Raw genomic sequence first — 23,677 nt, forward strand, 5'->3', positions numbered from 1 at the left:
TCGGCCCGGCCAGCACCAGGATGTCGGCGGCCATGACCCGCTCGTACAGCGCGGGCCACGCGTCGCTCTCCCATCCGTGCTCGGTCATGTCCGGCCACACGCCGGTCGCGATGTCGTGATCGACGGCGCGGACGAGCTCGGTGGCGACGCCGTTCGCCTCCATCACCTCCCGGCTCTTGTCGATCAGCCCCTGGGTGTTACTGGCTTCGGGCGAGCGCTTGAGCGTGCAGTTGACGAACATCGCGCGGAGACGTAGATCGTCGTAGCGGGAGGGCGGCTGGGCGGTCACTGGGCGCTCCTGGGTCCTGCCGCCGTGCCGTTCACGGCGGTGCGACGCCGTCCATCGTGCTGACCGGGCGGCCGCTCCGGCTGCTTCGGCACAGCAGACCGGCGATGATCACTCCGACGGCCGAACGGCCGCGGGCCGGGCGTCGGCGGACGGGCCTTCACCCGACTGGGGGCCGGTGCCTGGTCCGTGCCCCGGGGCGCGCTTTACGTTCGGGGCATGGACACCCCCCGCACCCCTGACCCGCGAAGCGCTGGAACCGCGACCGACGATGTCGCGCACCTGATGGTGCGCTGTCTTGAGGCCGAGGGCGTGGAGTACGTCTTCGGGATCCCCGGGGAGGAGAACATCCGCTTCGTCGACGCCCTGAACGGCTCGGGCATCCGGTACGTCCTGGTGCGGCACGAGCAGGGCGCCTCTTTCATGGCGGAGATCTACGGGCGGCTGACCGGCCGGGCCGGGGTGTGCTCGGCAACGCTGGGGCCCGGCGCGATCAACCTGCTGCTCGGCACCGCGGACGCGATGACGAACAGCACCCCCCTGGTGGCGCTGGCCGCACAGGGTGCGCTGGGCCGGGTCCACAAGGAGTCCCACCAGGTCATCGATCTGGTCTCGATGTTCGCGCCCGTCACCCAGTGGGCGGCGCGCGTGCAGAGTCCTGAAGCGGTGCCGGAGATGGTGCGCAAGGCGTTCAAGACCGCGCAGAGCGAGCGTCCGGGGGCGGTCTTCCTGGCGGTCCCCGAGGACATCGAGGCGTCGCGCACCAAGACGCCGCTTGCCCCTTTGCAGGTCGACACGGTGCACGCCGATGCCCCGTCGCCCTCCCAGATCGCCCGTGCCGTGGAGGTCGTCGCGGCAGCGCGACAGCCGGTGGTGCTCGCCGGTCATGGTGCCGCCAGGGCGGGGGCGTCGGCGGCCCTCGTGCGTTTCGCCGAACAGTTGAACGTGCCGGTGGCGACCACGTTCCACGGAAAAGGTGTCTTCCCCGACGACCATCCGAACGCGCTCGGCGCGGTCGGCTTCATGCGCCACGACTACTCGAACTTCGGATTCGACGCGGCGGACGTCCTGATCTGCGTCGGGTACGAGATCCAGGAGTTCGACCCGGTGAAGATCAACCCGGACGGCGACAAGCGCATCGTCCACCTGCACCGCTTCCCGGCGGAGGTCGATGCCCACTACCCGGTCACCGTCGGCGTCCAGGGGGATCTGCCATTGGCTTTGGACGCCCTCGCGGCCGCGCTGCCGGACGGTCTCTCGTACGAGGCGGGGGCAGGTGAACGCATCCGCTCCCTGCTCGCCGAGGAACTCGAGTACGGACGGCGCAGCGACGCCTGTCCCCTGGTGCCGCAGCGCGTCGTGGCCGACGTGCGGGCCGCGCTCGGCCGCGACGACATCGTGCTCGCCGACACCGGCGCCGGGAAGATGTGGATGGCACGGCTCTACCCGGCCTACGCGCCGGACACCTGTCTGGTCTCCAACGGCCTGTCCACCATGGGCTTCGCCCTGCCCGGCGCGATCGCCGCCAAACTCGCCCGTCCGGAGCGGCGCGTGCTGGCCATGATGGGCGACGGCTCGTTCCTGATGAACTCCCAGGAACTCGAGACCGCCGTCCGCGAACGCATCCCGCTGGTGGTCCTCGTCCTGGTCGACGAGGAGTACGGACTGATCACCTGGAAGATGGAGCTCGAACTCGCACGCCACAGCCACACCCGCTTCACCAACCCGGACTTCGTCGCCTACGCCGAAAGCTTCGGCGCACGCGGCTACTACATCAAGGCGGCCGGCGATCTCCTTCCGACACTGACGCGTGCGCTGGACGACGACGGGGTCTCCGTGATTGCCTGCCCGGTCGACTACTCCGAGAACCTGCGGCTGACCGACCGGCTCGGCGCTCTCCACGGCCCGTTCTGAGCAGGAGTCCGCATCGCGCCAGGGCCACGGGCCGAGACCGGTTCAGAGGTTCTGTGCCGGCCAGTCCAGCAGCCGGGCGCCGACCACCGCTGTCTGGAGGGTGTAGCGGTGCACGGGGTCGCCCGGATCAGCGCCGGTCAGCTTGTGGATGCGCTCCAGCCGGTACGTCATGGCCCGTACGCTCAGGGAGAGCCGCCGGGCCGCCTCGGCGGCCACGCAGCCCGTGTCGAAGTAGGCGGCGAGGGTGTCGATGAGTGGCTGGGCGCCGCCGCGGGCCTGCTGAAGGGGGCCGAGGACGCTCAGCACGAGGTCGGCCATGGCCTGCCGGTCCCGGGTCAGGACCGGGTAGACCAGCAGGTCGGCGGCGTGGAGCACCGGGCCTTCGAGGTTCATCCGGGCGGCAAGGTCGAGGGCGTTCAGCGCCTCCTCGTAGGAGTGGACGACACCGCCCGCGCCCGGGTGCGGGCGGCCGATGGCGACCCGGCCGCCGTCCGTGGCCGCGTACGCCTGTTTGGCGAAGAAGCTGAGCACTTCGGACTGGTCGCCGGGCGCGATGCAGATCAGCCGGCCGTCCTTCGTCGTGAGTAGGATGCGGCGGTCGCCGAAGCGGGCGACGACGGCGGAATCGATCCGGCGGGAGACGGGGGCGCCGTCGTCGTACGGCTCGGCGCCCTGAGCGACGGCGACCGCGTGGGCGTGGGAGAGCAGCAGCCCGAAGCGCTCGGCCCGTTCGGCGAGTCGGCCCAGGTCGCTGCGCCCGTAGAGCAGGTCGTCGATGAACTCGCGGCGGGCCGCCTCCTCCTGGCGCACCGCGAGACGTTGTGCGCGTTCGTGGCCCTCCGCGAAGGCGTCCACTGCCTGCTCGACAGCGGCCAGTAGATGCTCGGCGGCGGGGAACGGGAGCTCGGGCCGGACCGCCTGTGCGGCGGAGAGATGCGCACTGACCATGACGCGCAGTCCGAGACCCGCCTCCGCGGCCCGCTCTCCCCGGGCCCGGAGCGATTCCAGTTCATCGCGGGTCAGCCTGCGGCCAGTGGCACAGGCACCCGCCAGGATCTGGGCATACCCCTCCAGATATTTCTCGGGTATGTCTCGCTCCGCCATGGCCCTCCCCGTTTTCCTGACGCGCCGATGACGACTTCCTGACGCACAGAGGTCAAGGGTGGCACGCACGTTCCAAAGGACGGTGACCGGATGCAGCCCAGCAGCACCGTGACTTCTCTTCCGTCTCCGGCCCACCCCCTGGCACGGCCGGACACGCGATCGTCGGACACCATCGGTCTCATCCGGGCCCGGTGTGGAGCGGAAAGCGCTGAGCTGCGGCATCGAGCGGCATTAAAGGGTCGTAAAGATTGCCGGAATGCGGCAGTGAAAGCGGGCGGGCGCGAGTGAGACCATCCGGTTGTCCAGGGGATCACCTGCGACCAGGGGAGGTGCGCGCATGAGCTTGTTTCTGGGTTTCGGCATCGCGGGAATCGTTCTGCTGGCTCTCTCGCTGGTCTTGGACGGGGTGCTGGAAGGTTTCCTCGACGGGGTGCTGGACGGTCTGCTCGATGGCTGGCTTTCGCTTCCGGTGGTCGCCGGGTTCGTCTCGATGCTCGGCTTCACCGGGGCGATCGTGCTTGGCACCACTGGTCTCGGGGTGGGCGTGGCCACGGCCGCCGGAGTGGTCACCGGGGTTGCGGCCGGATGGCTGACCTGGAGGCTGAGCCGCGCGCTCATGCGGGATCAGACCGCGGCCGCTCTGCGCAGCGACGACCTCATCGGCACCGCCGGGTCCGTGGTCACCGCCATCCCGGCCGACGGCTACGGCGAGGTGCTGCTGCATGTGGCCGGTCAGCCAGTGAAGTTCGCCGCGAAGTCCGACGTGCCTGTGCAGCGCGGCGCCGAAATCTGGGTGGAGACAGCACTGTCACCCACCTCGGTCGGCGTCCGCCCGGTCGAACGCTGACCGAGCACCCCTCGCTCGTCCCGCTCGTCCCGCTCACCCCACTCAATTCACTCGATCTGCCGTCCCCAGGGAGGCAGGGGGGATACATCATGAGTTCAGTCGTCACCGCAGTGGTGGGAGTCGTTGCACTCCTCGTCCTGCTGGCCCTCGCCGTGGTCACTCGCTACAAGGTGGCCGGCCCCAGTGAGGCGTTCATCGTCACCGGCCGGCGCGGCAAGAAGTCCACCGACCCGGCCACGGGCCGTGTCTTCACCGACAACAGCGGGCAGAAGGTCGTGGTCGGTGGCGGTGTCTTCGTCGTTCCCTTCGTCCAGCAGAAGTTCGCCCTCGACCTGTCCAGCCGGCACATCCCGGTCGCCGTGCGCGGCGCCGTCACCCTGCGCGGGGTGAAGGCCAACCTGGAGGGCGTCGCCATCGTCAAGGTCGGCGGCACCGAGGACTCCATACGGGCCGCCGCCCAGCGATTCCTCATGCAGCAGGACGGCATCGTCGGCTTCACCCAGGAAGTGCTCTCCGGCGCGCTGCGCTCCATCGTCGGCCGGATGTCCGTGGAGGACATCATCCGCGACCGTGCCGCGTTCGCCGGACAGGTCGCCGAGGAGGCCGAAGCCAGCCTGTCCGGGCAGGGCCTGGTGCTGGACGCGTTCCAGATCCAGGACATCACCACCGAAGGCTCCTATCTGGAGGACCTCGGCCGCCCCGAGGCCGCCCGCGCCAAGCAGGAGGCCGACATCGCCGAGGCGGTGGCCCGCCGCGCCGCCGAGCAGGCCCGGCTCAAGGCCGAGGAAGAGATCGCGATCGCCCAGCGGACCCTGTACCTGAAGCAAGCCGAGATCAAGGCCCAGACGGACGAGGCCGAGGCCCAGGCCAACGCTGCCGGTCCGCTCGCCGAGGCCGCCCGCCAGCAGGAGGTTCTCAGCGAGCAGGAGAAGGTCGCCGCCCGGCAAGCAGCACTGACCGACCGTCAGCTCGACACCCAGGTCCGCAAGCCCGCCGATGCGGCCCGGTACCAGGCCGAGCAGGAGGCCGAGGCCCGGCGCATCGCCCTGGTGAAGGAGGCGGAGGCGGCGGCCGAGCGCTCCCGGCTCACCGGTGAGGGCGAGAAGCTGCACCGGGCTGCCCTGGCCGAGGCCGTACGCATCGAGGGCGAGGCGCAGGCCGCGGCGATCTCCGCCAAGGGTTCGGCGGAGGCCGAGGCGATGCGGAAGAAGGCCGACGCCTTCGCCCAGTACGGCGACGCGGCCGTGCTTCAGATGCTGGTCGAGGTACTGCCGCAGGTCGTCGGCAAGGCGGCCGAACCGCTGAGCGCGATCGACAAGCTGACCGTCATCTCCACCGACGGCGCGGGCAAGCTGCCCCGCACCGTCGCGGACAACGTCGCCCAGGGCATGGAACTTCTCGGTTCCACCACGGGAGTCGACCTGGCCGGGCTGCTCAAGGGCATCACCACACGGGCCGGCAGCACGGCACCGGCTGCGGAGCCCGCCGTGTCGCCCAACGGAAAGATCGAGATCACCGACTAGGCGTACGCGAACGCGCGTACCGCGAACGGGGGGACGGGGGGACGGGGGGACGGGGGGACGGGGGGACGGGGGGACGGGGGGATTGGGGGCGGATGCCATGAAGGCCGGCTTCAAGGTCCACGCGGGCCTGGCCCTGGCAGTGAGCGCGTTCTCGCTGCTGGCATCCGCCCTCACACTCCTGCCCGGTGAGCCCGTGCGCGGTGGCGGCGGGCTCATGCTGGGAATCGAATTCGCCCTGCTCTTCCCGCTCTTCATCGCGACCATCGGCCGCGGCTGGGCTCTCCAAGCCGCCGGAGTACGTCTCACATCTTCGCTGCAGTGGCTGGCCCTGCGCTGCCTGCCCCGCGCCGTGCAGCTCGTTCTGGTCTGCGTCTTCGCGGCGGGTATCGCACTGACGGCCGGCAGCACCGGGGCGTCGAGGCAGGCAGGGGAGGCAAAGGGCGGCCGGTACTACGCCATCGAAGTCAACAGCCCGGCACGCGAACGCGTGGAGGTGCCGAAGAGCGAGTACGACACTCTGCTCAAGCACGACCTGCGCGCCATGCACGCCATCTCCGCGATGCTCGCCGCAGGCGCGGCCACCATGACCCTGACCATCGGAGAGCTCCACCCCACCACCGGCCGTCGCCTGCCACTACCCGGACTGGACGGGCCTGCGTGAGGCATTCGATGTCCGTGCGCATTGTCCGCATGGCCCTGGCCGGCGATGCCCCGTCACGGGCCTGGGCCAGGAAGGGCGAGAGCAGGCGAACCGCGCAGGCCCAAGCCGTGCCCGGCCGCTGACACGATCGCGCTGCTCCTGCCGGAGGGCCCGACGGACGGCGCCGCCGCCCTGGCCTGAACCGCCTGGGGGCCACGGCCGACCGGGGCGGTCAGGAATCGGTCAGCAGTGGTCCGAAGATCTGCTGCCCGATTTCCTCCGCCCGCGCCTGGTCGACGATCTCGCCCCGCACGTCCGGGTGCTCGGCCGTCCAGGTCTGGGCGGAGGCTGTGTCGGTGAAGAAGTTCAGCACGTCGCAGCAGACCGAGGCGGCGGGCCCCGAGCGGGCGCGGGCACCGACGAACACCACCGCGCCCGCAGGCTCCCACACCGTCTCCCGGCCCCTCGTGGTGATGGTGACCGGGTCGCCGGTCACGGGGTCCGCGGACGATATGACCACGTCCCTGCCGAGCATCGCCGGGATGCCGAGCGCGTCGATCGCGCACATCGACCACACCTGCGTGCCGCCTTCGATCCACACGCGGTGCGGGGTCGGGGTGGCGGAGAACGGGTACGCCGCCCGGATCCGCCCGTCCGTGTCCACGGTCAGGAAGTCCTCCCCGGCAAGCTCTGCCAGCACCTCACGGGCAGTGCGGCCGTACGGGGCGGCGAACGGTTCCAGCACGTCGGAGGTGGGCGCGACGCCCGTTTCGGCGAAATGGCGCAGCACCGTCCGGTGCACCGCCCGCAGCCCGTGTTCGACAGGTGCGAGGCGACCTCGGCCGGCCCGGCCGAGAGGATCGAGAGGATCCGCCTCGCAGCACTTCTCCCCAGTCGTCTCGGGCAGACCGACCTCCGTGAGCGCCAGGCGCAGATCCGCCACGCTGGGCGCGCCATCAGTGGCGCCGTCCACGTGGCGGTAGATCCGGCACGACACGCTGGGCTGTGCGCCCGCTTCGGCGAACGGATCGGCGCCGTCGAGCAGGACGGTGGGTGAGCCGGTCATCCCCCACCTGGCGGCCCCGGCCTCGTCGGACACCTCGACCATGTCCACCGGCACGTCCCGGCCCGCCAGCGCGGCTGCGATCCGCTCGCGCAGGAGCGGGGCGTTCGGGCACTCCGGAACCGTCAGCACGGTGATCCGCATCTGTCGTTCCTCGCAGTTCTCGGCCATGCCCCGGACGGTAGACCTTCCAGCGGACTGGAAGGTCAAGAGCTAGCGTGCAGGTATGCGCATCGGCGACCTCGCCGCCTCCAGCGGGCTGACCACCAAGACCATCCGCTTCTACGAGCAGGCCGGGCTCCTGCCCGCGCCGCCCCGCACACCCGGCGGCTACCGCGACTATCCGGAGCAGACCACGAGAAGGCTGGCGTTCATCCGCGACGCCCAGGGGGCAGGGCTCACCCTCGCGGAGATCCGCTCCGTGCTGGCGCTCCGCGATGCCGGGGCGTCCCCCTGCGAGCACGTCACAGCGCTCATCGACCGGCATCTCGCCGACATCGACCGCCGCCTGGCCGAACTAGGCGCCACCCGAACAGCCCTGCAAGCCCTCGCGGAGCGGGCAGCCGCGACCGATCCTGCCGCCTGCACCGACGCCGACATCTGCCGCATCCTCACCAGGGCGCACGACCAGGTGAATCGTGAGCGCCGTCACTGAACCACCCCGTCGGCCACGCGTAGCGTCATCAGCCCCGGGGGAACCTCCCCCTCCCGGCGCACGATGAGGAGCACCGCCATGCTGCGGGCTGTATGGAACGGAACGGTGATCGCGGAAGCCCCGCGCACCGTGATCGTCGAGGGAAACCACTACTTCCCGCCCGAATCGCTGCACCGCCAGTACTTCACCGAGAGCCGTTCCCGGTCGCTGTGCTTCTGGAAGGGGCTCGCCCGGTACTACACGGTCACCGTCGACGGGCGGGCCAACCCGAACGCGGCCTGGTACTACCCGCACCCCAGTCCCTTTGCCCGCCGGATCAAGGACCACGTCGCGTTCTGGCAAGGCGTGAGAGTCGAAGGCGAGCCGGAGACCGCACCGTGAGCGGCCGTGGCATTGCCCGGGCAGCGGCCTGGAGCGCAGGCGCCGCCGCGGTCATCGGCGGCGGCTACGCAGGGCTGATCTCCGGTGCACTGCCCATCGATCTTGGTGTGGGCCGGCGCGTCCGGCCCCTCGGGCCGCAGACCGTGGACATCGCAGCACCCCGGGACGTCGTCTTCGACGTGATCGCGCAGCCGTATCTGGGGCGCGCCACCCGAGCCATGAGGGAGAAGGTCCAGGTGCTCGAGCGCGGCAGCGACATGGTGCTCGCCGCCCACTCCACGCCCCTGGGCCGCGGGCTCACAGCCGTCACCGTGGAGACCGTCCGCTTCACCCGGCCCGCGCGCATCGACTTCCGTCTGGTGCGCGGCCCGGTGCCGCATGTCGTCGAAGCCTTCACCCTGACCGAACAGGCCGCAGGCACCCGCCTGGTCTACGAAGGAGAACTGGGCACCGACCTGTGGCGGGCCGGAGCGTGGTGGGGCGAGAAGGTAGCCGCCCAGTGGGAGCGAACCGTCGCGTCGTCGCTCGCCTCGGTCAAGGAGGAGGCGGAACGCAGGGCCCGGCGCTGAACGGGCGGCCCGTTCAGCGCCGGGCCGGCCGCTGATCGCATCGAGGGCTCCGGTCACCGTCTTCGCGAGCTCTCGTGCGTCGGCCCCGGCGCGGGAGCGCAGATTCACTCCGTGCGCGAGGAGGGCCAGCACATCGGCCGCGGCACCGGGGTTGGTGCCGGAGGCCAGTCGGCCCTTGGCCTGGGCTGTGCAGAGTGCCGCGTGCGGCCAGTGCCTCCAGCGAGGGATCGTGCCCGGGCTGCGCGGCAGTCACTGGCTCGGAGGGTCGGTCCGAGACGGCCTGCCAGCCGATCAGGCCACCGCCCACGAGCAGCACGACGACTCCCCCGATCACGCCGGCGCCCTTGACGACCTGCCGACGGTTCCGCCTGGGCCGAGGCTGAACGTCCACCCTTCGATGGTCCCGCGCGGCGCCGACCGGTTCGGTGAGCGCGCTTACAGTTCTCGGCCTCTCCCCGGGCATAGCGTGCGAAGCATGGTGCTGGGTGCGCTGTTCGCCGCGATGGCGGCCGGGCAGCTCGCGTCCTTCCGGCGGATGCCCGGGATTCTCGCCGGGTACGGGCTGGTCGCCGGCTCGGGTGCGACTGTGCTCGCCGTGGCACTGATCGCGGGCGAGTTGGTGTGCGGGGTGTGGTTTCTGGCTCGCCCGCGGTCCCGCGCGATCGCCCCGGTGTGGGTGTTCACAGGCGTGGCGGTGGTGTGGGCGCTGCTGGCCGTACAGGCGTACGTGCGAGGGCTCACGGTCGCCAACTGCGGCTGCCTCGGGATCTACCTCACCCAGCGCCTGAGCTGGTTCGTACTCGTCCAGGACGCACTGCTGCTGCTCTACGCCAGGCTGCTGCTACGCGGAGTTCGCAAAGTTCGAAGGCACGATGAGGCGGCGCGTGATGTCCGGACCGCGTGAACGTTCCCGTCCGGGCGGGCTGCTCGGCGGGCTGGGCGCCGGGCTCTTGATGGTGCTGTGCTGCGCCGGTCCGCTGCTGCTGGGCGGCGGGGCGCTTGCTGCCGTCGGCGGATTTCTGAGCAACCCGTGGCTGATCACCGTCGGCGCGATGGTGGTGGTCATGGCCGTCGCGTACGTCCTGCGCTGCCGCGCCCGCCGCCGCCGCCGCCGAGGCACCGGACCCGATGACTGCTACCCGTAGGCACCGTGAGGAGTTCCGCATGACAAAGGCCCCCACACCCGGACCACGGCGACACAAGACCGATCGCGACGAGGTCTTCGTCGAATTCACGAAGTCGATCTGCCCGGTGTGCAAGACGCCTGTCGACGCCCAGGTCAACATCCGCGAGAACAAGGTCTACCTGCGCAAACGCTGCAAGGAACACGGCGGGTTCGAAGCGCTGGTCTACGGGGACGCCGAGGAGTACCTGGCGTCCACGCGCTTCAACAAGCCCGGGACCATCCCCCTCGCCTTCCAGACCGAGGTCAGGGACGGCTGCCCGAGCGACTGCGGGCTGTGCCCGGAGCACAAGCAGCACGCCTGTCTGGGGGTCATCGAGGTCAACACCGGCTGCAACCTGGACTGCCCGATCTGCTTCGCCGACTCGGGCCACCAGCCCGACGGCTACTCCATCACTCGCGATCAGTGCGCGCGGATGCTCGACACCTTCGTCGAGTCGGAGGGCGAGGCGGAGGTCGTGATGTTCTCCGGCGGAGAGCCCACGATCCACAAGCACATCCTGGACTTCATCGACCTCGCCCAGCAGCGGCCGATCAAGAACGTCACCCTCAACACGAACGGCATCCGGCTCGCCTCCGACCGCGCCTTCGTCGCCGAGCTCGGCAGGCGCAACGAGAGGCCGGGCAGGTCCGTCAACGTCTACCTCCAGTTCGACGGCTTCGAGGAGCGCACCCATCTGGAGATCCGGGGCCGCGACCTGCGAACGTTCAAGCAGCGGGCGCTGGACCACTGCGCCGAGGCCGGACTGACCGTCACTCTGGTCGCCGCCGTCGAGCGCGGGCTCAACGAGCACGAGGTCGGTGCGATCGTCGAGTTCGGCATCGACCACCCGGCCGTACGATCGGTGGCCTTCCAGCCGGTCACCCACTCGGGGCGCCATGTCGCCTTCGACCCGCTGAACCGCGTGACGAACCCCGACGTCATCCGACTGATCGGGGAACAGCTCCCGGGCTGGTTCCGCAAGGGCGACTTCTTCCCCGTGCCCTGCTGCTTCCCCACCTGCCGCTCCGTCACCTATCTGCTGGTGGACGGCGAGCCGGGCGACCGTACCGTGGTCCCCGTCCCCCGGCTGCTGAACGTCGAGGACTATCTGGACTACGTCACCAACCGCGTCCTGCCCGACGCCGGCATCCGCGAGGCGCTGGAGAAGCTGTGGTCCGCCTCCGCCTTCATGGGCACCGAGACGACGGAGGAGAAGCTGCGCGCCACGGCCGGGGCCCTGGATTGCGCCGACAGCTGCGGCATCGACCTGCCCGGGGCCGTGAAGGACCTCAGCGAGAAGGCGTTCATGATCGTGGTGCAGGACTTCCAGGACCCGTACACCCTCAACGTCAAACAGCTGATGAAGTGCTGCGTCGAGGAGATCACCCCGGACGGACGGCTCATCCCCTTCTGCGCGTACAACTCCGTCGGCTACCGCGAACAGATCCGCGCGCAGATGTCCGGCGTCTCCGTCGCGCAGGTCGTGCCGAACGCGCTGCTGCTCGCCGACCGGCTCACCGCGACACCGTACGGGTCGAAGACAGCGAGAGGAGCGCGGGATGAGCGATGACCGGCTCAAGGCGTGCTGCGCCGCCGCGTACTCCTCCGATGTCGTCGCCCTCCTGCTGGGCGACTCGTACCACCCCGGCGGCACGGCACTGACCCGCCGCCTCGCAGACCGACTCGCCTTGTCGGCGCGGTCTCGCGTCCTGGATGTCGCCTCCGGCCGCGGCATCACCGCACTGCTGCTCGCCGGCATCTACGGGGTACGGGTGGACGGCGTCGACTACTCCCCCGCCAACACCGCCCTCGCCCAAGGAGCGGCCCAGGCGGCGGGGCTCACGGAACAGGCCGTGTTCGTCACAGGCGACGCGGAGCATCTACCGTACGCCGACGGCGTGTTCGATGCGGTGGTGTGCGAGTGCGCGCTGTGCACCTTCCCCGACAAGGCGAAAGCCGCCGCCGAGTTCTCCCGGGTCCTGTGTCCCGGCGGCCGCCTAGGCATCACCGACGTCACCGCCGTTCCTGACCGTTTGCCACCGGAGCTGTCCACGCTCGGCGCCCGCATCGCCTGCATCGCCGACGCCCGCCCCACGACCGAGTACGCCGATATCCTCACCGCCGCCGGACTGCGCACGATCATCACCGAACGCCACGACCAGGCCATGATCCGCACGATCGACCAGATCGAGGCCCGGCTGAACCTGCTGCGCATCACCGCCCCGGCAAAACTCGCCGACGCGGGCGTGGACATGGCGGCGGCCCTGCCCGTACTGAAAGCCGCCCGCGCCGCCGTCACGGACGGCGCGCTCGGCTACACACTGCTGACGGCGGCCAAACCTCAATAGCCGGCCGACGGCAGCGCCCCAAGAGCCTCAGATGGTGTGCGGGTCGGTGCCCGTGGTGCGCCGATGTCGGGCCCGCCGGACCCGCACCAGCACCGCAGCCGCGATCAGCAGGCCCGCGAAGACGCCCGCAATCACCGCAGGGCCGACAGCGTCCAGGGCGTCGGCAATCGTGCGCTGGACGGCGCCTGCCACATCGATGACCGGGTCCTGCGTGGTGGGCTCGCGCTGGACGCGGATCTCGTACCAGCCGTAATACGCCACGTACGCACCCACGAGCAGGAGCAGTCCGCCGCCGAGCCGAGGGGCGATGGCGCCAAGACGGCGCAGCCGGGTGACGGCGGTCGTGCGGGTGAGGGCGACGGTCAGCGAGGCGGCGCCGACGATCAGGCCCATGCCGCCCGCGTAGGCGGCGAACAGGGCGATGCCCTCGCCGGTGGATCCGCCGCGGAAGGCGGAGACCACGATGGCGAGGAACGGTGCGATGGTGCAGCCCAGGGAAGCCGTGGCGTACGCCATCCCGAACAGCACCATCGAGGGCAGGGAGCGGGTGACGGCGGGGGCCCGGCGGACCTTCGGTGTCAGGGCGGGCAGTTGGCGTCCGGCGAGCAGCCAGGCCCCCGCCCCTGCCATGACGAGTCCGAAGACGATGGTGAACCAGGGCAGGTGCTCCTGGACCTGGCCCGCGACGGGCTGGATGGCGAGCCCGAAGACGCCGAAGAGCGCGGCGAATCCGGCGGTCATCGCGGCGGTGGCAGTCAGGGCCCGGCCGACGGCGACGGCGCGGCCGGGATTGTCCTCGCCGAGGACGAGCAGCGACAGGTAGGCGGGGAGCAGGGCGAAGCCGCACGGGTTGACGGCAGCGAGCATGCCCGCGCTGAGTGCGAGGGCGAGGGGCAGATCGGCCACGGCGGTTCAGCCGGTCAGTCCGGCGACCTTCTCGGCCAGTCCTTCGCCGCCGGGCAGGACGCCTTCGTAGACAGTCTTGCCATCCTTGTCGAGGATGACGTAGCGGCTCTGTTCTGTGACCTTGAACCGCTTCCATACGTCACCGGCCTCGTCGGACAGGTGGGGGAAGGCGCCGGTCTTCGTCTCGGAGACGAAGTCCTTCATGGCGACGTTCTTGTCGAGCCCGGCGACGCCGACCACGTTCACCTTGCCCTGGTACTCGGCGGCGACCTTGGCGGTCTCGGCCGCCTGAGCCTTGCACTTGGGGCACCATGGCGCCCAGAACCACAGCACGGTCGGCTTGCCCGCCAGGGTCTTCGCGTCGAACGGCTTGCCGTCCACCGTGGTGGCGGTGAACTTCAGCACCTCGGGCACCTCGGCGCCGGTGCTGCCGGTGTCACCGCCGTCCGACGAGGCGGGCGGCTGCGCGGGGGACGACGAAGTCGAGGGCGCTGCTCCGGCGTCCCCGGTGGAGTCTGAGCCGCCCTCGGTTCCGCACCCGGCGACGGTGAGGAGGGCAGCGGCCAGGGCGGCCGGGATGAGGGTGCGGGCGCGCATGGAGGACTCCTGTGTGTTCGGGACAGGGTGTGACTGTAGATCCGCCAGGCCCGGCAGGCGTGCGACGGTGTGCTTACGGTTCGGTGACGTCAGCCCGCGGCGTCCTTGAGGCGGGCGGAGTCGAGGACCGTGATGCGGCCGCGGGCGAGGCGCAACAGCCCATGGTCGGCGTAGTCCCGTAGCACCTTGGTGCAGGTCTCGCGGGACGTTCCGGCCAGCGCGGCGAGCTGCTCGTGGGTCAGCGCGATCTGCGGGTGACGGCCACCGGGCCGGAGCGGACCGGCCGGAGGCTGGGCGGCGGTGAGGGTGTCGAGGGTGGTGGCGACGCGCTGGGCGACTGTCTTGAACACGCTGTCGGACAGGCGCTGTTCCAGGTCGGCGAGACGGCGGCCGAGGATCGCGGTGATCCGGGCGGCGATACGGGCGTCGGAGAGCAGAAAGCGGTGCACGTCGGCGCGGCTCATCACGCAGACGGTGACGTCGTCGAGGGCCTCGGCGTAGTTGTCGTACATGTGCTGTCCGAGCAGGACCATCTCACCGAAGATGGTGCCCGGGGTGACGATCGCGGTCGTGAGCGCCCGGCCGTCGGCGGAGACCCGGAAGACGCGGACCCGGCCCCGCTTGAGGATGAACAACACCTCGCTGGGCTGAGCTGGCGAGTAGAGGATCTCGCCTGCCGTGTAGGTCTTCATCGGCGCGGCGGCGGCGATGGCCTCCATCTCCTTCTCCGACAGGTCGCAGAAGATGTCGACCTCCGCCATGCACCACGTCCTGTCGGCGTCCTCGCCCGAACTGGTGCCGGCGTCGGTGTCGGTCATGTGGTGCGTCTCCTCGCGTCGTCCCGGCGCCCAGGGCGGCGGCGCAGCGCCCCATACGGGGCGGGCCAGCGCGTCGGCGCTGTGCGCCAGACAGTAGGGCACCGTTCCCCGGGGGCCGGGTGGCGACGCGGGCGGTACGGCGCTCATCCTCCGACCGGACCCGGGTGCTGCTTGCCCGCGCCCTGAGCGATCACGGCGAACGTCAGACCGGCGAGCAGCCCGAACACCAGGTGCGCGCCGAGGCTGGAGCTGCTGACGGCATTCCAGTCGAACACGGGCATGCCCATGTTGGCCGGCATGATCCACAGCGCGCCGACGAACCACCACACCACGCCGTAGACCAGACCAAGCACGACGGCAGGTGCGAGACGCTGGGCGAACTGACCCAGCAGCACGCCGAAGGTGACACCGGCGAACAGCGCGATCGACAGATGGACCAGCCAGCCCACGAAGGCATTCGTCGAGCCCAGCAGCCCGGCGACCATGGTGATCATCGCGGTGTCCGTCATCGGCCGGGACACCGACATCCAGATCCCCATCCCGACACCCCCGACGAGACCGGCAGCAGCACCCCACGCCGCATGCACCGGGATCGCGGCGGTTCTCGCTGATACCTGCAAGGTGGTGACCATGGTGATCCTCCTCTTAGCGTGACTTCCTGCTCCCAGGGCTGACGCTAGGACTCATGGCAGATGCAGGTATGTGAGGGTGCTTACGTACCTGGCGGTAGGCAGAGCAACGGCGAGGAAGAGCGATGACGATCGACGAGACGGCCGAGCGGACGATCCCGCTCCCGCCCGACCAGGTGGCGGCCTACGCCATGGACCGGCGGCACGACCACGAGTGGACTCAAGGCATCCGCGAGGCCGCCCTGACCCAGGAAGCGGACGGGGGCGGGTTCGGCGTCGGCGCCGAGGTGACCCGCACGGCGTACTTCCTAGGCAAGCGCATCGACTAAGGGCTGTCCCGTAATCCCCGGCGGGCGCACGACGACAGCTACGGCACCTCGCTGCGTTGTCGGATCGCCCGAATACGCCCAGTATGAGGACGACCCTCCGCCTTGCGATGCACCGCATCTGACGCCGCGCGCTGATCCACCGGGGATTACGGGACAGCCCTTACGTCCTCCGCGTGGCCGCGTAGAACGACCCTCCCGAGCTCTTGGACATGGTGTCGGTGGCCGGCCCGATGCCGATGCACGTCACCTACACCTTCACCCCGCATACGCGCGGCACCCTCGCACGCATCCGCGTCCAGGGCGACGCCAGCGGCTACTACCGCCTGGCCGCACCCATCATGGCGAGGAAAGTCCGCTCCTCCATCGGCAAAGACCTGCGCGACCTGGAGCACCGGCTGCTGGAGCCACCGCAGTCCTCGACAGCCTGAGCAGCCGATTGCCCGATCACCTTGAGGGCTTGGACGGCAGCGTGCGGGCGAAAGCGGCAGCCTGTGAGACCCAGTCCGCGAGTGCGGGCCCGGCCAACTCGTCGTATGCGACGAACACCATGGACTTCATCGTCCGACCGGTGAAGTCCATCGGGCGCACGCCCGGGCGCACCAGAGCTTCCGCGGCGCCGTCCGGCCCGAGCCTGATCATGAGTTCGTCGTGGACAACGCCACAGAACATGCTCCCGCCCAGAAGGAACGCCAGTCCGCCGAACATCTTGCGCTCGTTGACGTCATCCGTCGGCGCCAACACCCCCCGGACTCGTTCGGCGAGGGCCTCGTCGTAGGGCATCCATGCCTCCGTAGGTCGGCAAGGTGCCGGGCGAGTTCGCGATCGAGGTCCGCGAGTTCGGCGCGCAGTTCACGTTGGCGCGCAGTGATCCGCTCCCGTGCTTGTTCCGCACTCTCCATGCCGCCCTGCTCCCCTCACCGTGAGCTGACAATCCATCTGTGAGACGCCCCAGCGGGCGGGGCCACGGCCTCACGCGCCTATCCGGCACGGCAACGTCCGCCCCCTGCTTGGCGGGAGGCGGGCACATCGTCGCGGCGGAGGCTTACCGCCAGAACTCCTTGACGAGTGTCAGAGCAGGTGCGGCGGCGGTACGACCAGGACCACGGCGAGGAGGCGTGGCCTCATCCGGGGGAGCGCCTGGGTCTCGAACCATCCGCCGGAGTGGAGCGTGTGGCGGCGAGCCGTACCGGGGGTGGGTTCGCCGAGTTCGGCCGGGTCGATGCCGAGGTTGGCGAGTTCGACGATCTGGTCGGCGACGGCCTTCACCTCGTCGCGGACGGTCTTCGGGTAGCCAGCCTCGTCCTCGGCATGGAAGGCGTACTCCCACACCCAACAGTCGTCGGTCACCGGGCAGCCCCGCCGGCAGTACGGATGCCTGCCTCGGTGGCGGCGGCGTTGCGGATGCGGCTGATCTCGGCCGCGATGTCTCGGGCCTCGCTGAGGTCGGTGACCTCGCCGGCACGGGCCTCGAGCGCGCGGAGCCGGGCGGTGACCTCCGGGTGCCGGGCGATGGCCACCTCGACGGCCCATGCCTCGGTGAAGGTGCGGAGGGGAACGGCGGACACCTCGGCGCGCGCACGGGCGGTGCTGGCCGCGCGGTCGCGGTCGAACTCGGCGACCAGGTGCGGGGCGACCTGAGCGAGGGCGGCGCGGATCGCCTCGGGCTGGGCGGGCGGCTGCGGGATGGCGGACGGCCGGGGCGCGGTGCTCATGCGGCTTCGGTCCTCTCCTCCTGGTCCAGTTCGCCCGCCCGGTAGGCGTTGGCGAGGGTGGTGACGTGCTGGCGGGACCAGCCGACGCGGCGGCCTACCGCGGCTTTCTGTCCATAGCGGCCAGCGGAGCCGATTCGGCCCACCGTGCGATTAAGGTGCGCCTGTGCCCGCGCAAGGGCCTGCTCGGCCCGGCGGACGGCCTTGAGGGCGTCGTCCAGATCGATCTTCTCGTCGTCGGTCAGAGGGTCACTCGTGGCTCGCACAACCCGAGCATAAACCGTCGCCGCATCTTGACGCTATGGGGCCCTCTCGCTGAACGGTCAAGCCGAAGGAGCGAGGCACCATGGAGAGGGGTGGAAGCCGATCCGTGAGGCGCGCGGGCACCAGGCGCCAAGGGTTTCCTCGCGCCAGACAGGAGGCGTGTGGAGTCGGCGGCCGTGCCACAACGTGCCAGTAGAGGCGGTAAACAGCGGTCAGCAAAGGATCCGATGCGGCAGCCCGACCGGCGCCTTTCGCGGCTGTTTCCGCAGGTCAGCAACGATGCCCCCGCAAGTGCCGGGTGATTCCCAAGCTCAGAGCGCGGGTTCGATTCCCGTCACCCGCTCCATAACGAACCCGCCTAAGCGTCCCGTGCCACATCCGTGCCAGATGCTGTGGAGTCCGCCGCGTCACGCCGCTGCCGGACGAGCCGGTCGAGGCCGGCCGCGCCCTCCCGCTGACGCTCGACGTCCGAGTGCTGATAGATCAGCGCGGCTCGCTCGGTCGACTGTCCGGCCCGCACCATCGTGTCCTTGAGCGTCGCGCCGGAGCGGGTCGTCAGTGTGCCCGGTGTGCCGAAGGTCGTAGAAGCGGAAGCCATCGGGGAGACCGACCTTCGTACGGGCGGTACGCCACTTCCGGCGGAAGGTGGACCGCCGGAACGGCTTGCCCATCTCTCTCCCCCCCCACACGAACAGAAGTCCGTCCGGGCCCTTCTCGGCGTACCAGTCGAGGTGCCGTCGAAGGTCAGTCCACACAAAGGCCGGCAGGACGACGAGCCGCTTGCCCGCTTCCGACAACCAGTAGCAGGTCGACGGAGACGGGGTAGGCCCACGCCTTCCATCCGGTCTGTCTTCGCGCTACGACGGGGCGCACTTTCCAAACCCGGACAGCATGAAGATGCCTCGATTCGTGCCTGCCTGAGCCTTGACTTCATCCGTCACTGGCCCCGCCTCAACCATGGCATCCCACACACCGTGCTTGAGGAGCGCCCCGTCTTTCACCGATTCTGCACTGCCCTTTAGCCGCCAACCGCGATCTTGTAGTCGGCTCACGACGCGCAGTAGTTCGAGCTTGCTCAAGACCTCACGTGAAAAGCCAACCGCGTAGACCACGCATGCTTCCTGGCCCGCAGGGCTCTTGGGAAGCACCAGCTCTCCGATGCTCTCGGAGGCATGGCGGAAGTCGCTCCGCACTTGCTCACTGCTCTTCTTCCCCGTCGGTGGCAACGACGACGTTGCTGTGGCAGGCGCTGACGCCTGATGACTTTGCGACGTCGCTTCCGTCGCAGCACCCCCACAGCCGACCAGCACCAGCGTCGCCGCTACAGCGCCCATGGTCGTCAGGTATCTACGCCCTCCCATAGCCCGCCCCTCTTGATTCGCATCAGGTACAGCGCACCAGATGTGGGCCGGATTCTGTCATCACGCCGTGCGACCTCACACGTCAGCTCTGGACCCACGCTCCCGAGGCACTGAGGGCGCACCTGGCAGTCGCCACGTCAAGACCGAAGCAGTTGCTGACATCAGCACCTGACACCAACAGGAGCGGACAGCGGCGGTTACAGCCGATCTTCGGTGCCCCCACGGGCCAGTGAACCGGCTGCGTCTCATGGCGTAATAGGGATGCGCGACCGACCTGATAAGGATGAGGACCAACCTCAAAGCCCATGTGAGGCCGTGCCCCATCCGTGCCCGATAGACCGGGAACTCACGGGGAATCGCGGTCATCAACAGACAACGTGCACGACGAAGGCCCCCGACCGATGGTGCTGGTCAGGGGGCCTTCAACCTGCGTGGTGGGTGTGGGATTTGAACCCACGGTGACTTGCGCCACGACGGTTTTCAAGATTGTTGGCCGACTGCATCGGCGCCCAGATCCGCAGGCAGGTGAGCCACCACCAGGCTGATGGCATCCTCAGCCGTCGCTACCTCTCCGAGGCGGGTCGCGTGACCGGCCGTGTAGACGCTGTATGGCGGCTCACCCAGCACGACATACGGCAGATCATCAATCGGAGGGTACGGCGCTGCTGTACCGACATGGAGACCTTGCCAATCGTCTATTGGATGCAAGATCGTACGTCCATGCCCGAGGCCCCTGATGTTGAGACCGCGTGGACATGGCTGTTGGAGCGTCGGCCAATGACCCGAGGCTGGTTCGACGATACGTTGCCGCCCATCGCGGCTGCCGCATACGCGGAGCCCGTGCTACGCACCCTCTTCCTTCCGTGCGGACATGAATGCCTTGGGCAAACAGGGGAACTGGGAGAGCCGGACCGAGGCCAAGGTTCCCGCCCCGGAGGAGATCGCGGCCCGTCTCGGCATCGGGGAGGGCGACCTGTGCGTCCGCACTGTGTACGAGTTCCTCGCGGACGGCAGGCCGGTGCAGTTGTCCACGAGCTGGGAGCCGTACGACCTCACCGCCGGCACCCTCGTCGTCCTCCCGGAGGGAGGGCCTCACGCCGGGGCGGGCGTTGTGAACCGCATGGCCGAGATCGACATCACGGTCAGCCACGCGGTGGAGCAGCCAGAACCCCGGCAAGCGACCGCGGAAGAAGCCTCGCTCCTGGGCATTCAGAAGGCCGCACTGGTCACACGCATCCGCCGGACGTACTACAGCGACCAGGGGCAGCCCGTGGAGACGGCGGACATCGTAGTCCCCGCCGCTCTGTGCGAGATCATCTACGAGGTACCCATCAGTCGCTTACGAGGGCAGTCCCGCACCGCACCACTGTGCACCAGATGCGCACCAGATGCGCACCAGAACAGCCGGTCAACAGCGGTCAGTGCGGGCTACCTCTCGACCGCCCAGCAGGGTCGTAAGGGCACTGTTCCGGCAGCTCAGGGCCCCAATCAACCTCAAACGATCAGTGATTCCCAAGCTCAGGGCGCGGGTTCGATTCCCGTCACCCGCTCCACGACGAAGGCCCAGGCCAGGGACGCGATCCCCAACCTGGGCCCTTTTGTTGTCCAGACCGGTTCAGGCGTCGCGCACCACCTCCGCACCACCTTCCCCCTGTTTTGCCTGGTCGGGACACTTGGCCCGCTGCTCTCGCACCTTGCGGTCCAGCCCCTCGGCCACTACGCCAATCTGCGCGGACTCTTACAGATGAAGGTCTGTTTTCGACCTACCGTTGGCATATTTCGCTGATGCTCCTCCACGGCCTCTTCACCGTGGGTAGCGTTCCCGTCACATGCCGCCGCGCGGTCTATCCGTGACGGTCCCGGCATCCGACAGCACGCACTGATGAGGAGTGAGCGCAGCGATGGCCAATGTGGAGATCTCCCTGAAAGAGTCCATGACATCGATCGCGGGGGCGCTGGGGGTGGCGCTCGTTGACTACACGAGCGGGATGGCTCTGGGCACGCTGGGGGGCGGCAAGGATCTCGATCTGTCGGTGGCAGCGGCCGGCAACACGGACGTGATTCGCGCCAAGGCCCGCACCATGGAGCACCTCGGGATCAAGGATGACATTGACGACATCCTGATCACCCTCGGCAGCCAATACCACCTGATCCGGCTGCTGAAGGGCCGAGGGGGCAACGGCCTCTTCCTCTATCTCGTCCTCGACAAGGCCAACGCCAACCTGGCCATGGCCCGGCACCAGTTGCGACGCATCGAGGCAGACCTCGAGTTGTAGCGCGGTGACGATCCTCTCGCCTCCGGCTACCCACGAGTTGAAAGTATCTTCAATTCGCGAGATCCCGATGAGGTCAACCCTCTGTAAGGGGCCGCCCGGAGGCGGGAGGGTCGGTTCGTAATCGTCAAGTCACGGGAGCGATCACATGCAGGTACCGCTGTACCAGGCCAAAGCGGAGTTCTTCCGCATGCTCGGGCATCCCGTCCGCATCCGGGTGTTGGAGCTCCTGCAGAACGGCCCGGTGCCGGTGCGCGATCTACTGACAGCGATCGAGATCGAACCGTCCAACCTGTCCCAGCAGCTGGCCGTGCTGCGGCGGTCGGGAATCGTGGTGTCGATCCGCGACGGCTCCACCGTCAGCTACGCGCTCGCCGGCGGTGACGTCGCGGAACTGCTGCGCGCGGCCCGCCGCATTCTCACCGAATTGCTCGTCGGGCAGCATGAACTGCTCGAGGAACTCCGGCAGGCCGACGTGTGAGCCCAATCGGCCCCAGTGCTGTCAGGCCCTTTGAGGCTTGATCCGCTTTGACGGACACCAGGAGGAGTCTTTCACGGGCTATCTTTCGTGATCACGAAGGACAGCCCCGCCGCTAGCGCGGCCGCACCAACAACCCACAGGCGTTTGTGCCCAACTGTCCGACTGTTGGGGTGAGGCGGTGACCTGCGGGAACATGCCGGACAGCCCAAAGATCAGCTGGGTCGTTCACGTGCGGTGGGTGTGGGATTTGAACCCACGGTGACGTCGCCGCCGCCACGGTTTTCAAGATTGCTCAGGGGTTGCTCGCCCATACCGCTGGACCGACCTCCGGGTTACAGTGCACGCCGATCCGATCGGACCGGCGGCAAGGAGAACCAGGTGGCGATGACCTCAGGCGGTGACCTTGGCCCTCTGCCGTCGCTGGGTGGAACCGCAGAATTCCGTCCGATTCCGGGTGCCCCGGCCGGCCTCATGCGTCGCTGTGCCGCGGTCGCCGTTGACCTTCCCATCGCCGTGGCCGCCGTTCTGGGCCCACTTCTTGCCCTGGACCGGACACTCGAGGCTCTCGCTGTAACGGGTGACCCGGCGCGAACCATTTGGCGTGCTGCGGCCGTTGCGTGGCTCCTCGCCTCCGTTCTGGGCTACTCGCCGGTGTGCGTCTCACGCTGGGGCGGCACTCCGGGCAAGCGCGTGATGGGGATGGAAGTGATCCGCGCAAGTGACGGCGCACGGCTCGACTACGGCCCCGCAGTGCTGAGACATGTCACGAATCTGGTGGCCAACGCTGTGCCTGTGTTTCTTGTCGCCAACATGTCCTCGATCACCCTCAGCCCGAACCGTCAGGGCATCCACGACAAGACAGTCGGCAGTGAGGTGATCCACCGCAGGTGAGGGGTTTCGCCCCACCACGCTCCTGAAGCGGTGGTCCGCTGGGGCGCCCTCGGTCTTCGATCGAACGGTCAAGTTCCTCGTCTCGGGGGCACCGGACCGTTCCTCGTGGACCGCGAGAACGAGCGGCTGATCCGGACTGCCACCAGCCGGAGCGTGCGCCCACAGATCGCCGACTACGAGCGTCGCCTACGACGAGAGGTCCACGCCCGGAACGCGGCGGTGAAGCGGGCCGAGCGCGGTGAAGGTGGCTGAACCCCTGGGCCGCACATCGATTCAGGCGTCGTGCACCACCTCCGCACCACCTGCCCCCTAGAGCCGCTTCAGGTTCCGGTCCAGGATCGCCCGGAGCCGGTCCACGTCCGCGGGGTCCTGTGCCCCCCGCTTGGGCAGCACCGCGACTCCGGCCGCGCGCTCGCCGCCCAGCAGCACGAAGAGCCTGGGCGTCTCCAGGTACTCCCGGAACACCGTCCATTCGATGGTGAAGGACACCCGCTCGCCGGTGCTGACCGCGCCGCGATCGTCGGCCACCATGTGGCACTGCCCGTACGGCTCCACGATGCTGAACATCCGGCGGGCCATGGTGCGTAGCCCCCGTGCGGTGCCCCAGGACACGACTGCCACGGAGAGCACCAGTGAGATGATCCACACGGGCAGCGCGGCATCGCGGAGCACCGCGTAGACGACCACAGTGGCCGTCGCCACCAGCGGTGCCAGCAACACCTGGGCGCGGCCCGCCGGTGTCCGGCGGGCTCGCGCGCGGAGCGCCTCCTCGAAGTCCGCGGCCGTCGGCCGGTAGACGAACTCCACGGCCGTGCCGCGGTCTGTGTCCTGATGCGAGCAATCCCCGCCCCTGGTGTCCATGAGCGGGGATCTTATGGGGTGCTCGGCGGATTGCCCGGCCGCGATCCGCCGGACATCCCTGG

30 protein-coding genes and 2 pseudogenes are annotated in these 23,677 nt (G+C 69.3%); 17 read left to right on the plus strand and 15 right to left on the minus strand.

Annotated elements, in window-relative coordinates:
- A partial coding sequence (locus ACWGI8_RS08870; RefSeq protein WP_453659470.1) for an NAD(P)H-dependent oxidoreductase occupies positions 1-241 on the minus strand: 241 nt, incomplete at its 3' end.
- A 264-nt stretch (positions 242-505) separates the two neighbouring features.
- Here ACWGI8_RS08870 and ACWGI8_RS08875 point away from each other — a divergent pair.
- On the plus strand, positions 506-2,200 hold the full coding sequence (locus tag ACWGI8_RS08875; RefSeq protein WP_453659432.1) for an acetolactate synthase large subunit: 1,695 nt from the start codon (positions 506-508) through the stop codon (positions 2,198-2,200).
- Positions 2,201-2,242: 42 nt separating this feature from the next.
- Here the strand turns inward: ACWGI8_RS08875 and ACWGI8_RS08880 are convergent, their stop codons facing one another.
- On the minus strand, positions 2,243-3,304 hold the full coding sequence (locus ACWGI8_RS08880; RefSeq protein WP_453659433.1) for a PucR family transcriptional regulator: 1,062 nt from the start codon (positions 3,302-3,304) through the stop codon (positions 2,243-2,245).
- A 337-nt stretch (positions 3,305-3,641) separates the two neighbouring features.
- Between ACWGI8_RS08880 and ACWGI8_RS08885 the strand changes: the two genes are divergently transcribed.
- The 3 genes from ACWGI8_RS08885 (at position 3,642) to ACWGI8_RS08895 (ending at position 6,335) form a co-directional block, all read left to right on the plus strand.
- Entirely contained in the window at positions 3,642-4,151 is a 510-nt protein-coding gene (locus ACWGI8_RS08885) for a hypothetical protein (RefSeq protein ID WP_453659434.1), read from the plus strand.
- Positions 4,152-4,240: 89 nt separating this feature from the next.
- Complete coding sequence (locus ACWGI8_RS08890) at positions 4,241-5,674, plus strand: flotillin family protein (RefSeq protein WP_453659435.1); 1,434 nt, start codon at positions 4,241-4,243, stop codon at positions 5,672-5,674.
- A 97-nt stretch (positions 5,675-5,771) separates the two neighbouring features.
- Positions 5,772-6,335 (plus strand): hypothetical protein, encoded by a 564-nt coding sequence (locus tag ACWGI8_RS08895; RefSeq protein WP_453659436.1) that lies wholly within the window; start codon positions 5,772-5,774, stop codon positions 6,333-6,335.
- A 211-nt stretch (positions 6,336-6,546) separates the two neighbouring features.
- Here ACWGI8_RS08895 and merB read toward each other — a convergent pair whose 3' ends face one another.
- Positions 6,547-7,548, minus strand: coding sequence for an organomercurial lyase (merB, locus tag ACWGI8_RS08900; protein WP_453659437.1), 1,002 nt, complete (start codon positions 7,546-7,548; stop codon positions 6,547-6,549).
- A 55-nt stretch (positions 7,549-7,603) separates the two neighbouring features.
- Here merB and ACWGI8_RS08905 point away from each other — a divergent pair, with 55 nt between their 5' ends.
- The 7 genes from ACWGI8_RS08905 to ACWGI8_RS08935 all read left to right on the plus strand — a co-directional run bounded on the left by ACWGI8_RS08905 (position 7,604) and on the right by ACWGI8_RS08935 (position 12,496).
- Positions 7,604-8,032 carry a heavy metal-responsive transcriptional regulator gene (locus ACWGI8_RS08905; protein WP_453659438.1) on the plus strand — a complete coding sequence of 143 codons (429 nt, stop codon included), beginning with the start codon at positions 7,604-7,606 and terminating at the stop codon, positions 8,030-8,032.
- A 78-nt stretch (positions 8,033-8,110) separates the two neighbouring features.
- Positions 8,111-8,413: a DUF427 domain-containing protein gene (locus ACWGI8_RS08910; RefSeq protein ID WP_453659439.1), complete on the plus strand. Its 303-nt coding sequence runs from the start codon at positions 8,111-8,113 to the stop codon at positions 8,411-8,413.
- On the plus strand, positions 8,410-8,982 hold the full coding sequence (locus ACWGI8_RS08915; protein WP_453659440.1) for an SRPBCC family protein: 573 nt from the start codon (positions 8,410-8,412) through the stop codon (positions 8,980-8,982). The genes ACWGI8_RS08910 and ACWGI8_RS08915 overlap by 4 nt, the downstream gene beginning before the upstream one ends.
- Before the next feature lie 475 nt (positions 8,983-9,457).
- Positions 9,458-9,886, plus strand: a complete 429-nt coding sequence (locus ACWGI8_RS08920) for a MauE/DoxX family redox-associated membrane protein (RefSeq protein ID WP_453659441.1) — start codon at positions 9,458-9,460, stop codon at positions 9,884-9,886.
- Complete coding sequence (locus tag ACWGI8_RS08925; protein ID WP_453659442.1) at positions 9,870-10,127, plus strand: mercury transporter; 258 nt, start codon at positions 9,870-9,872, stop codon at positions 10,125-10,127. Before ACWGI8_RS08920 ends, ACWGI8_RS08925 begins: the two co-directional genes overlap by 17 nt.
- Positions 10,128-10,146: 19 nt before the next feature.
- Positions 10,147-11,718, plus strand: a complete 1,572-nt coding sequence (locus ACWGI8_RS08930) for a radical SAM protein (protein WP_453659443.1) — start codon at positions 10,147-10,149, stop codon at positions 11,716-11,718.
- Complete coding sequence (locus ACWGI8_RS08935) at positions 11,708-12,496, plus strand: class I SAM-dependent methyltransferase (protein WP_453659444.1); 789 nt, start codon at positions 11,708-11,710, stop codon at positions 12,494-12,496. Before ACWGI8_RS08930 ends, ACWGI8_RS08935 begins: the two co-directional genes overlap by 11 nt.
- A 27-nt stretch (positions 12,497-12,523) precedes the next feature.
- On the opposite strand, the gene ACWGI8_RS08940 is transcribed toward ACWGI8_RS08935, so the two are convergent.
- From ACWGI8_RS08940 to ACWGI8_RS08955, 4 genes are all read right to left on the minus strand, one after another.
- Positions 12,524-13,402 carry a cytochrome c biogenesis CcdA family protein gene (locus ACWGI8_RS08940; protein WP_453659445.1) on the minus strand — a complete coding sequence of 293 codons (879 nt, stop codon included), beginning with the start codon at positions 13,400-13,402 and terminating at the stop codon, positions 12,524-12,526.
- 6 nt (positions 13,403-13,408) lie between these two features.
- Positions 13,409-13,999: a redoxin family protein gene (locus tag ACWGI8_RS08945; RefSeq protein ID WP_453659446.1), complete on the minus strand. Its 591-nt coding sequence runs from the start codon at positions 13,997-13,999 to the stop codon at positions 13,409-13,411.
- Positions 14,000-14,088: 89 nt separating this feature from the next.
- On the minus strand, positions 14,089-14,817 hold the full coding sequence (locus ACWGI8_RS08950) for a Crp/Fnr family transcriptional regulator (RefSeq protein WP_453659447.1): 729 nt from the start codon (positions 14,815-14,817) through the stop codon (positions 14,089-14,091).
- A 143-nt stretch (positions 14,818-14,960) separates the two neighbouring features.
- Positions 14,961-15,449: a hypothetical protein gene (locus ACWGI8_RS08955; protein ID WP_453659448.1), complete on the minus strand. Its 489-nt coding sequence runs from the start codon at positions 15,447-15,449 to the stop codon at positions 14,961-14,963.
- Positions 15,450-15,571: 122 nt separating this feature from the next.
- Between ACWGI8_RS08955 and ACWGI8_RS08960 the strand changes: the two genes are divergently transcribed.
- The gene (locus ACWGI8_RS08960; RefSeq protein WP_453659449.1) at positions 15,572-15,775 is read left to right on the plus strand and encodes a hypothetical protein; all 204 of its coding nucleotides are present in this window, start codon (positions 15,572-15,574) and stop codon (positions 15,773-15,775) included.
- Between the two features lie 230 nt (positions 15,776-16,005).
- The gene (locus ACWGI8_RS08965; protein WP_453659450.1) at positions 16,006-16,203 is read left to right on the plus strand and encodes a hypothetical protein; all 198 of its coding nucleotides are present in this window, start codon (positions 16,006-16,008) and stop codon (positions 16,201-16,203) included.
- A 16-nt stretch (positions 16,204-16,219) separates the two neighbouring features.
- On the opposite strand, the gene ACWGI8_RS08970 is transcribed toward ACWGI8_RS08965, so the two are convergent.
- The 7 genes and pseudogenes from ACWGI8_RS08970 to ACWGI8_RS09000 form a co-directional block, all read right to left on the minus strand.
- Positions 16,220-16,555 carry a TfoX/Sxy family protein gene (locus ACWGI8_RS08970; RefSeq protein ID WP_453659451.1) on the minus strand — a complete coding sequence of 112 codons (336 nt, stop codon included), beginning with the start codon at positions 16,553-16,555 and terminating at the stop codon, positions 16,220-16,222.
- A 288-nt stretch (positions 16,556-16,843) separates the two neighbouring features.
- Positions 16,844-17,122: a hypothetical protein gene (locus tag ACWGI8_RS08975; RefSeq protein WP_453659452.1), complete on the minus strand. Its 279-nt coding sequence runs from the start codon at positions 17,120-17,122 to the stop codon at positions 16,844-16,846.
- Complete coding sequence (locus ACWGI8_RS08980; RefSeq protein ID WP_453659453.1) at positions 17,119-17,487, minus strand: DUF6247 family protein; 369 nt, start codon at positions 17,485-17,487, stop codon at positions 17,119-17,121. The genes ACWGI8_RS08975 and ACWGI8_RS08980 overlap by 4 nt, the downstream gene beginning before the upstream one ends.
- Positions 17,484-17,750, minus strand: a complete 267-nt coding sequence (locus tag ACWGI8_RS08985) for a hypothetical protein (protein ID WP_453659454.1) — start codon at positions 17,748-17,750, stop codon at positions 17,484-17,486. Before ACWGI8_RS08985 ends, ACWGI8_RS08980 begins: the two co-directional genes overlap by 4 nt.
- A 356-nt stretch (positions 17,751-18,106) precedes the next feature.
- Positions 18,107-18,542: pseudogene (locus ACWGI8_RS08990) on the minus strand (tyrosine-type recombinase/integrase); the annotation flags it as partial.
- Positions 18,543-18,605: 63 nt separating this feature from the next.
- A complete protein-coding gene (locus ACWGI8_RS08995) occupies positions 18,606-19,082 on the minus strand; it encodes a hypothetical protein (protein WP_453659455.1) in 477 nt (158 codons plus the stop codon).
- A 507-nt stretch (positions 19,083-19,589) separates the two neighbouring features.
- Positions 19,590-19,817 (minus strand): DUF6193 family natural product biosynthesis protein, encoded by a 228-nt coding sequence (locus tag ACWGI8_RS09000; RefSeq protein ID WP_453659456.1) that lies wholly within the window; start codon positions 19,815-19,817, stop codon positions 19,590-19,592.
- Between the two features lie 145 nt (positions 19,818-19,962).
- Between ACWGI8_RS09000 and ACWGI8_RS09005 the strand changes: the two are divergent.
- From ACWGI8_RS09005 to ACWGI8_RS09020, 4 genes and pseudogenes are all read left to right on the plus strand, one after another.
- Positions 19,963-20,448, plus strand: a pseudogene (locus ACWGI8_RS09005) (UTRA domain-containing protein); the annotation flags it as partial.
- 562 nt (positions 20,449-21,010) lie between these two features.
- Positions 21,011-21,385: a hypothetical protein gene (locus ACWGI8_RS09010; protein WP_453659457.1), complete on the plus strand. Its 375-nt coding sequence runs from the start codon at positions 21,011-21,013 to the stop codon at positions 21,383-21,385.
- Positions 21,386-21,530: 145 nt separating this feature from the next.
- Positions 21,531-21,863: an ArsR/SmtB family transcription factor gene (locus ACWGI8_RS09015; RefSeq protein WP_453659458.1), complete on the plus strand. Its 333-nt coding sequence runs from the start codon at positions 21,531-21,533 to the stop codon at positions 21,861-21,863.
- A 384-nt stretch (positions 21,864-22,247) separates the two neighbouring features.
- Positions 22,248-22,754: an RDD family protein gene (locus ACWGI8_RS09020; RefSeq protein WP_453659471.1), complete on the plus strand. Its 507-nt coding sequence runs from the start codon at positions 22,248-22,250 to the stop codon at positions 22,752-22,754.
- A gap of 309 nt (positions 22,755-23,063) precedes the next feature.
- On the opposite strand, the gene ACWGI8_RS09025 is transcribed toward ACWGI8_RS09020, so the two are convergent.
- Positions 23,064-23,615, minus strand: coding sequence for a YcxB family protein (locus ACWGI8_RS09025; protein ID WP_453659459.1), 552 nt, complete (start codon positions 23,613-23,615; stop codon positions 23,064-23,066).
- Between the last annotated feature and the right edge of the window lie 62 nt (positions 23,616-23,677).

The sequence above is a fragment of the Streptomyces sp. NPDC054841 genome (genome assembly GCF_053611045.1).

Coding starts and splice junctions, on each gene's coding strand:
- ACWGI8_RS08875 (WP_453659432.1), top strand. CDS start 506: ATGGACACCCCCCGCACCCCTGACCCGCGAAGCGCTGGAACCGCGACC.
- ACWGI8_RS08880 (WP_453659433.1), bottom strand. CDS start 3,304: ATGGCGGAGCGAGACATACCCGAGAAATATCTGGAGGGGTATGCCCAG.
- ACWGI8_RS08885 (WP_453659434.1), top strand. CDS start 3,642: ATGAGCTTGTTTCTGGGTTTCGGCATCGCGGGAATCGTTCTGCTGGCT.
- ACWGI8_RS08890 (WP_453659435.1), top strand. CDS start 4,241: ATGAGTTCAGTCGTCACCGCAGTGGTGGGAGTCGTTGCACTCCTCGTC.
- ACWGI8_RS08895 (WP_453659436.1), top strand. CDS start 5,772: ATGAAGGCCGGCTTCAAGGTCCACGCGGGCCTGGCCCTGGCAGTGAGC.
- merB (WP_453659437.1), bottom strand. CDS start 7,548: ATGGCCGAGAACTGCGAGGAACGACAGATGCGGATCACCGTGCTGACG.
- ACWGI8_RS08905 (WP_453659438.1), top strand. CDS start 7,604: ATGCGCATCGGCGACCTCGCCGCCTCCAGCGGGCTGACCACCAAGACC.
- ACWGI8_RS08910 (WP_453659439.1), top strand. CDS start 8,111: ATGCTGCGGGCTGTATGGAACGGAACGGTGATCGCGGAAGCCCCGCGC.
- ACWGI8_RS08920 (WP_453659441.1), top strand. CDS start 9,458: ATGGTGCTGGGTGCGCTGTTCGCCGCGATGGCGGCCGGGCAGCTCGCG.
- ACWGI8_RS08925 (WP_453659442.1), top strand. CDS start 9,870: ATGTCCGGACCGCGTGAACGTTCCCGTCCGGGCGGGCTGCTCGGCGGG.
- ACWGI8_RS08930 (WP_453659443.1), top strand. CDS start 10,147: ATGACAAAGGCCCCCACACCCGGACCACGGCGACACAAGACCGATCGC.
- ACWGI8_RS08935 (WP_453659444.1), top strand. CDS start 11,708: ATGAGCGATGACCGGCTCAAGGCGTGCTGCGCCGCCGCGTACTCCTCC.
- ACWGI8_RS08945 (WP_453659446.1), bottom strand. CDS start 13,999: ATGCGCGCCCGCACCCTCATCCCGGCCGCCCTGGCCGCTGCCCTCCTC.
- ACWGI8_RS08950 (WP_453659447.1), bottom strand. CDS start 14,817: ATGACCGACACCGACGCCGGCACCAGTTCGGGCGAGGACGCCGACAGG.
- ACWGI8_RS08955 (WP_453659448.1), bottom strand. CDS start 15,449: ATGGTCACCACCTTGCAGGTATCAGCGAGAACCGCCGCGATCCCGGTG.
- ACWGI8_RS08960 (WP_453659449.1), top strand. CDS start 15,572: ATGACGATCGACGAGACGGCCGAGCGGACGATCCCGCTCCCGCCCGAC.
- ACWGI8_RS08965 (WP_453659450.1), top strand. CDS start 16,006: ATGCCGATGCACGTCACCTACACCTTCACCCCGCATACGCGCGGCACC.
- ACWGI8_RS08970 (WP_453659451.1), bottom strand. CDS start 16,555: ATGCCCTACGACGAGGCCCTCGCCGAACGAGTCCGGGGGGTGTTGGCG.
- ACWGI8_RS08980 (WP_453659453.1), bottom strand. CDS start 17,487: ATGAGCACCGCGCCCCGGCCGTCCGCCATCCCGCAGCCGCCCGCCCAG.
- ACWGI8_RS08995 (WP_453659455.1), bottom strand. CDS start 19,082: ATGGGCGCTGTAGCGGCGACGCTGGTGCTGGTCGGCTGTGGGGGTGCT.
- ACWGI8_RS09010 (WP_453659457.1), top strand. CDS start 21,011: ATGGCCAATGTGGAGATCTCCCTGAAAGAGTCCATGACATCGATCGCG.
- ACWGI8_RS09015 (WP_453659458.1), top strand. CDS start 21,531: ATGCAGGTACCGCTGTACCAGGCCAAAGCGGAGTTCTTCCGCATGCTC.
- ACWGI8_RS09020 (WP_453659471.1), top strand. CDS start 22,248: ATGACCTCAGGCGGTGACCTTGGCCCTCTGCCGTCGCTGGGTGGAACC.
- ACWGI8_RS09025 (WP_453659459.1), bottom strand. CDS start 23,615: ATGGACACCAGGGGCGGGGATTGCTCGCATCAGGACACAGACCGCGGC.